This is a genomic window from Amycolatopsis sp. NPDC033938, assembly GCF_055575975.1.
Window position 1 is genome coordinate 319,093 of the sequence record NZ_JBVIRO010000008.1, and the last position, 6,210, is coordinate 325,302.

A 6,210-nucleotide genomic window follows, 5' to 3' on the forward strand; every position below is an offset into this window, starting at 1 on the left:
GCGCCGGACCTCGAACACCGGCGTCGAACGCGATGGTAGGAGCGGACCCCTCGGTTACCGCAACGAAACCGGCTCCGGTGTTCTGGACCCGTTCACTCGAATGGTGCTGGTGTATCGTCCCGGAATGCGTCACCTGGTACCTCACTCGGCCCTGAAGACCTTGAGCCGATCGGCTCAAGGCACCCTCGGCCGGGGCCTGCACCGGCTCGCCCGGCGATTCCACGATCCCTATACCGAGGAACTGAACCGGGTCGCCGCGGAATTACGCGCGGAGATCGTCCGGCAAGGGGATCGCTGTTACGACCGCGTCATCGAGTTCGAAATCCGGAGCCGTCGCGACATCATCTACGCCGGTGATCAGGACGCGGCGCGGGAGAGCAATCGGTTCGCTCGCGAGCACCTGACCGGGACGCGGCACTTCGCCCGTCCACAAGAGACTCTCGCGTACGCGCTTTCCCTTGCCCCGTCGGGCGGGATGGCCCTCGAATTCGGTGTGGCGACGGGAAACACGCTCCGTGCGATCGCCAAGGCGCGCGGCGGGGCCGAGACCTATGGCTTCGACTCGTTCCAGGGGCTGCCGGAGAACTGGCTCAACGGGATGCCCGCCGGTTCGTTCGCGCGTGACGACCTGCCGGACGTCCCCGGCGCCGAACTCGTCGTCGGCCTCTTCGCCGACACGTTGCCCGGTTTTCTCGAAAAGCACGAAGGCGTCGTCGATTTCCTGCACGTGGACGGCGATCTGTACAGTTCGGCGAAAACCGTGCTCGACCTGGCCGGTCCGCGACTGCGACCGGGCAGCATCGTGCACTTCGACGAGTTCTTCAATTATCCCGGCTGGCAGCGCCACGAATACAAGGCGTGGCTGGAATACGTCGAACGCACCGGCGTCGAATTCGAATACGTGGCCTATACCTACGCCGACAACCAGGTCACCGTGCGGATCACCGGCTGAAACGGTTCGGGAGCGGAGATCGGCCCCTAATCGGTGAGCCCGTCTTCGTAAGCCCTTAGCGTATCGATGAACATACGGCGTTGCGCCGGGGTCAGTGGCGTGAGTGCGTTCTGCCAGGCCCTGGCGCCCCGCGCGAGCCACCCGTCGATGGCAGGCCGCATCCGCTCGGTGATGGCGACGATCCGCCGACGCCGGTCGGCCTCGTCCTCGCGCCGGTCGAGAACGTCCTTTTTGGTCAGTTCGCCGACCATCAGGCTCACCGTCGTCGGGGCCACTTCGAGCCGTTCGGCCAGTTCGTTCACCGTCATCGGTCCGTCGAAGAGCAGGTACGACAGCAGCGAGAGATGACGCGGCGCCAGTGACAGCGACTGGAGCTCGTCGGGGATCTTGATCCGCTTCGCGCGTCCGACCATCCGCGGCATGAGCAGCAGCAAGGCCCGGACGGCATCGTCGACTTCCATGTCCTCGGTTGACACCGGGCACCCTCCTGGATACCTTTGCGAGCAAAGAAGTTTTGCTTGCAAAGCAAAATAGCTTTCGCTGCGATGATACCTGGGGAGTGCCGTGAAAAAGTTGCTGATGACCACCGCGGACGCCGAGACGGGGCGTCCGCGTACGACCGCGGTCACCTATCGGCGGGAAGGGAGCCGGTACCTGGTATGGGCGTCGGACGCTGATTCGCGGTGGTACGACGACCTCCTGGTCAGTCCACAAGCGACACTTGAGATCGACGCCGTCCCGCAGGCTGCGCGTGCCGTGCCGTTCGACGGCCAAGAGCGGGGTGTCACGCTGTATCCGCTGGAGATCGACGCCGCCCGTGGGCGGGCGATCGCCGATCAGCTGCTCGTCCATCACGGCGAACTTCGCAAGGCGCTCGCGGCCGCGCGAGCCGAACTCGACGGCGGGCCGGTCGCGGAACGGCAACCGCTGCGGCGCGAACTGCTCGGTCATTGCGTGACCTTCTGCAACGGCCTGCGTATGCACCACATCCGCGAGGACGGTGCGTTCACCGCGATCGAGAAGGCCCATCCCGGACTCGCGCCGGCGCTGAACCGACTGCGTGAGGAACACGAAGCCGTGTCCCGTGCCCTGCTCGACCTCGACGAATTGCTCCAGGGCAAGGGGGAACTCGAAAGCACCGCCCTGCGCGAGGAGTTCGAACGGGTCGCGAAGGGACTCGAGGAGCATTTCGCTTACGAGGAGGCGAATCTGCTCCCGGCGCTCCGTGGAGCCGGCACGATGTCGCCATGACCGACCTGGACCTGCTGGAGATCGGTGCGGCACCCTGCGCACGATCTCGGCGGGGCCGGATTCGCGAGGAGAATGCGACGGCGTTACTCCGAGTGGGTGAGGCCTTCGGGCCACTTGGCGGGGGACAGCGGTAACGAATGTCCGTTCCTCGGCGACTGATCGTTGTCCGCACCGATCGGCGCGACGCCCCCGACCGGAATAGTGAGAACCGATGAAGCTTCGAAGAGCCTCACTTCTGTCTCTGGTGGCCGCTGTGGCCACGATCATGTTAGTTGCGCCGTCCTCCGCCCTCGCGGCCCCGCCGACGAGCGCGGTGGAGGTCTCGCCGACCACTGTCCAACGTGGACAAACGTTCACCGTGTCGCAGACCGTCTACAACGCCGACGCGACGTCGACCATCGAAGGTGGCAAGGCGACGCTCTACGGCAAGGAATCCTCGCTGCCCGGAATCGTCGACCTGGTGTCCTGTCCCGGCGCGTACGCCTGCGACATGCTCGGCGGCAGTATCCGCGGCGGGGTCGGCACGGTGACGCCCGGTCAGAGCAAGACCGTGCTGTTCACCTTCCGGGTCAAGGACGACGCGCCGCTGGGCAATGTCACCCTGCAGCACCAGTTCGTCGGTGACAACTACAGTTTCGAGATCCTCGACGGTCCGGTGCTGACGATCACCGACGTCCCGAGCACCGCGGACCTCGGCGTCACGCTGACCGCGTCCCCGCGCGGAATACTGACGTCGTCGGTCGAGTACACGGTCAAGGTCACGAACGCGGGCCCGGCGACGGCGTCCGGGATCCGGGTGGCGTCGACCCTCGGCAACGGGCTGCGCTTCACCGGCTCGTCCATCTGCTCGAACCCGAGCGGCACGAAGGTCGTCAACTGTGACTTCTCGTCGCTCGCGGTCGGCGCCGGCGCCACGGCCAAGTTCTCGGTGGCCGCCGGACTGCTGACCCTCGGACCGGTCAAGACGACCGCGAAGATCGTGCAGAGTTCCGTGGCCGACCCGAACGCGGCCAACAACACCGCGTCGTCGACCTGCACCGCGATCACCGGGCTCCTGCTCAGCTGCTAGACACCTCGTGAGTGGCGATTCGGGTTCTAACCCGAATCGCCACTCACGACCGTGCGCAGCCTGGCGACGCGGCCACGAAGATAACGCTGGTGCGGCAGGCTGATCGCCCGTCGCGCGGCCTCCGCATAGGACTCGGCGGCCTCGGCGATGTCCCCGGCCATTTCGAGCAGATGCGCTCGCGCGGCGTGGGCCCGGTGGTCGCCCGGGATCCGGTCGCCGAGCTTTCCCAATGCCGTCAGCCCCGCTCGCGCACCTCGGGCCATCCCGACGGCGACGGCGTGGTTCAGCGCCACCACAGGATTGTCGGAGAGCCGCAGCAGAAGTGCGTACAGGGCCTCGATCTGCGGCCAATCGGTCTCCTCGGCGCGCGGTGCCTCGTCGTGCAGCGCGGCGATCGCCGCCTGGATCTGGAACTGCCCGGTCGGCCCGTGCGGCAGCGCTTCGGACAACAGCGCGACACCTTCGGCGATGTACTCGCTGTTCCAACGGCTTCGGTCCTGTTCGGACATCGGGATCGGGGTGCCGTCCGGAGCCGTCCTCGCCGGACGGCGGGCGTCGGTGAGCAGCATCAGCGCGAGCAGTCCGGTGACCTCGCTGTCGTCCGGCAAGAGCCGGTGGACGACCCTGGCCAGCCTGATGGCTTCGGCGGAAAGCTCGCTCCGCACCAGTTCCGGGCCCGACGTGCTGGCATAACCCTCGTTGAAGATCAGATACAGCACGTGGAGCACCGCGTCGAGCCGTGCCGCGCGGTCGGCCTCCGGTGGCATGCCGAACGGGATCCCGCTGGTCTTGATGCCGGTCTTCGCGCGGCTGATCCGCCGGGTCATCGTCGACTCGGGGACCAGGAACGCCCGCGCGATCTCCGCCGTGGTGAGACCGCCGACCGCCCGCAGCGTCAGCGCGATCTGCGACGCCGGGGACAGGGACGGGTGGCAGCACAGGAACAGCAGGATGAGCGTGTCGTCGCTCTCGGCCGCCCGCCGGTCCGCCGCGGGGGCGAGGTGCTCTTCCGGCAACGTCCACTGGACGACGGTGTCCTCGCGACGGCGCCGCGCCTGCTCGGCGCGGAGCAGATCGGTCAGCCGTCGCGAGGCGACCGTGATGAGCCACGCGCGCGGATTGTCCGGCAGCCCTTCGCCCGGCCATTGTGTCGCGGCCGCGAGCAGTGCTTCCTGCGTCGCGTCCTCCGCCAGGTCGAAGTGGCCGTAGCGGCGGACGAGGGCGCCGAGGACCTGCGGCGACAGTTCGCGTAGCAGGCCCTCGACGCCACTGTCCGGCACTAGAGCTCCAGTTCTTCGAAGCTGTCGGCGCACGGCCGGATGTCGACGTACCACGCGCGGCCGAGGTCGGTGCCTTCCGGATACGGGGTGGCCGCCAGCTTGGCCGCGATCTCGGTCGCGCGGTCGTAGCTCGCGCAGTCGACGGTCGTGTAACCGACCAGGACCTCTTGGGTCTCGGCATACGGTCCGTCGGTCACGACGGGCGCGCCGTCGCGCAGGGAGATCCGGCGGGCGTGGGCAGGCTGGGAAAGGCCCTGCGCGTCGACGAACTCGCCGGATTCGACCAGCTCGTTGTTCCACTTGGACATGAACTCGTGCAGCGCGGCGACGTCGTCGGCGCTCCAGCTGCCGCTGATGGTTTCGAGATCCTGCTGCGACCCGAACATCATGATCATGTACTTCATGGCTTCTCCTCTCGGCAGGCACCGCCGCGGTGCCTTCTCGCCGGAGACGTCGGAGCCACCGGACACGACCGGACATCCTTCGCCGGGAATTATTCCTCAGCCGCGGTCGGCCGCGGTGTTCATCGCGTCGGCCGGTTCGAGGATCCGCCCGCCGGTGATCTTCGCGTAGAGGTGCGCACCGCCGAGGACCGGCGGATATTTCGGCGGGTTCTCGGGAGAATGGCAGGTCGGGAGGCATTCGAACCGCGCGTCGTGGTCGCCGTCGAAGAAGAACGCCACGCTCCGCCGCCGCGACGGCCCTGGCCCGGACGGCGGCACGACCCGGTGCAGTGTGGAGCGCCAGCGGTCGTTGGTCCATTGCGCGGTGAGATCGCCGAGGTTGACCACCAGCGCGTCCTGGGCGGGGATGATGTCGTGCCAGGCGCCGTCGGGACCGTGAATCTGCAGGCCGGGCACGGGATCGGCGTAGAGGACGGTGACGATGCCGTAGTCGGTGTGCGCGCCGAGCCGCATCTGCCCCGGCAGCGGCTCGGGTGCTCCGGCGCGGCGCTCGAAGTGATTGACCCGCAAGGTACGCGTCGGATGCCGCGTGTACGCGCCGAGGTAGCCGTCGGGAAGGTCGAGTGCTTTCTCGAAGATCTCCAGCAGGACCCGGGCGACGCGGTGCGCTTCGGCCTCGTAGGCGGTGAGGGCAGGCTGAAGGCTCTCCGGCCGGTCGGGCCAGATGTTGGGGACGAAGAAGCCGTACGGATCTTCGCCGTCGATGTGCTCGGCGCCGATGACGAACGACTCCGACAGGTCTGGTGGCGTGGTCTCGCCGAGGCTGTACGCCAGCCCTTCGGTGCCTTCGGCCGCGTACCCGCGATCCGACGCGCGGTCGGCGGGCGCGGAGCGGAGCTTCTCCTCGCCAGGGAGGGCGAAGAAGGCGGCGGTCGCTTCACGCATGCCGTCGATCGTCGGTTGCGGGATGCCGTGTCCGACGAGCTGCAGGAACCCGACGCGCGTCAGGGCCTCGTCGACGTCGTGAGCGAGCTTCGCGCGGTCGCCGTCGTCCCAGCTGCTCAGGTCGATCGTCGGTACGAGAGTCATGACGCGACGGTAGTCAGGCCCGCGCCGGTGATCACGGGACAGCGGTCGTGGGGGGGGGGGGGGCGCCCCGCCCCCGCGGGCGGCCCCCGGGACGCCGGCGCCGGGGGGGGGGGGGCGGGGGGGGGCGCCCGGCGCCCCCCCCCCCGCCCCCGGGGGGGGGACCGC

At 68.3% G+C, this 6,210-nt stretch carries 7 protein-coding genes; 3 read left to right on the plus strand and 4 right to left on the minus strand.

Features of this window, described 5'->3' with window-relative positions; all coding sequences use genetic code 11:
• Positions 1-160 precede the first annotated feature (160 nt).
• Positions 161-952 carry a class I SAM-dependent methyltransferase gene (locus ACZ5ZX_RS22465; protein ID WP_465503925.1) on the plus strand — a complete coding sequence of 264 codons (792 nt, stop codon included), beginning with the start codon at positions 161-163 and terminating at the stop codon, positions 950-952.
• 26 nt (positions 953-978) lie between these two features.
• On the opposite strand, the gene ACZ5ZX_RS22470 is transcribed toward ACZ5ZX_RS22465, so the two are convergent.
• A complete protein-coding gene (locus ACZ5ZX_RS22470) occupies positions 979-1,413 on the minus strand; it encodes a MarR family transcriptional regulator (RefSeq protein ID WP_465503945.1) in 435 nt (144 codons plus the stop codon).
• A 103-nt stretch (positions 1,414-1,516) separates the two neighbouring features.
• On the opposite strand from ACZ5ZX_RS22470, the gene ACZ5ZX_RS22475 reads away from it, so the two are divergent.
• Both ACZ5ZX_RS22475 and ACZ5ZX_RS22480 read left to right on the plus strand, forming a co-directional pair.
• A complete protein-coding gene (locus tag ACZ5ZX_RS22475; RefSeq protein ID WP_465503926.1) occupies positions 1,517-2,203 on the plus strand; it encodes a nitroreductase/quinone reductase family protein in 687 nt (228 codons plus the stop codon).
• Positions 2,204-2,414: 211 nt separating this feature from the next.
• On the plus strand, positions 2,415-3,272 hold the full coding sequence (locus ACZ5ZX_RS22480) for a hypothetical protein (RefSeq protein ID WP_465503927.1): 858 nt from the start codon (positions 2,415-2,417) through the stop codon (positions 3,270-3,272).
• A gap of 26 nt (positions 3,273-3,298) precedes the next feature.
• Here the strand turns inward: ACZ5ZX_RS22480 and ACZ5ZX_RS22485 are convergent, their stop codons facing one another.
• From ACZ5ZX_RS22485 to ACZ5ZX_RS22495, 3 genes are all read right to left on the minus strand, one after another.
• Positions 3,299-4,552, minus strand: a complete 1,254-nt coding sequence (locus ACZ5ZX_RS22485; RefSeq protein ID WP_465503928.1) for an RNA polymerase sigma factor — start codon at positions 4,550-4,552, stop codon at positions 3,299-3,301.
• Complete coding sequence (locus tag ACZ5ZX_RS22490) at positions 4,552-4,956, minus strand: YciI family protein (RefSeq protein WP_465503929.1); 405 nt, start codon at positions 4,954-4,956, stop codon at positions 4,552-4,554. Before ACZ5ZX_RS22490 ends, ACZ5ZX_RS22485 begins: the two co-directional genes overlap by 1 nt.
• 96 nt (positions 4,957-5,052) lie before the next feature.
• Positions 5,053-6,045 carry an isopenicillin N synthase family dioxygenase gene (locus ACZ5ZX_RS22495; RefSeq protein WP_465503930.1) on the minus strand — a complete coding sequence of 331 codons (993 nt, stop codon included), beginning with the start codon at positions 6,043-6,045 and terminating at the stop codon, positions 5,053-5,055.
• Positions 6,046-6,210 lie beyond the last annotated feature (165 nt).

Bases quoted from the DNA above. Each gene is read 5' to 3' on its own strand.
- ACZ5ZX_RS22470 (WP_465503945.1), bottom strand. From the start codon at position 1,413: ATGGAAGTCGACGATGCCGTCCGGGCCTTGCTGCTGCTCATGCCGCGG.
- ACZ5ZX_RS22480 (WP_465503927.1), top strand. From the start codon at position 2,415: ATGAAGCTTCGAAGAGCCTCACTTCTGTCTCTGGTGGCCGCTGTGGCC.
- ACZ5ZX_RS22490 (WP_465503929.1), bottom strand. From the start codon at position 4,956: ATGAAGTACATGATCATGATGTTCGGGTCGCAGCAGGATCTCGAAACC.
- ACZ5ZX_RS22495 (WP_465503930.1), bottom strand. From the start codon at position 6,045: ATGACTCTCGTACCGACGATCGACCTGAGCAGCTGGGACGACGGCGAC.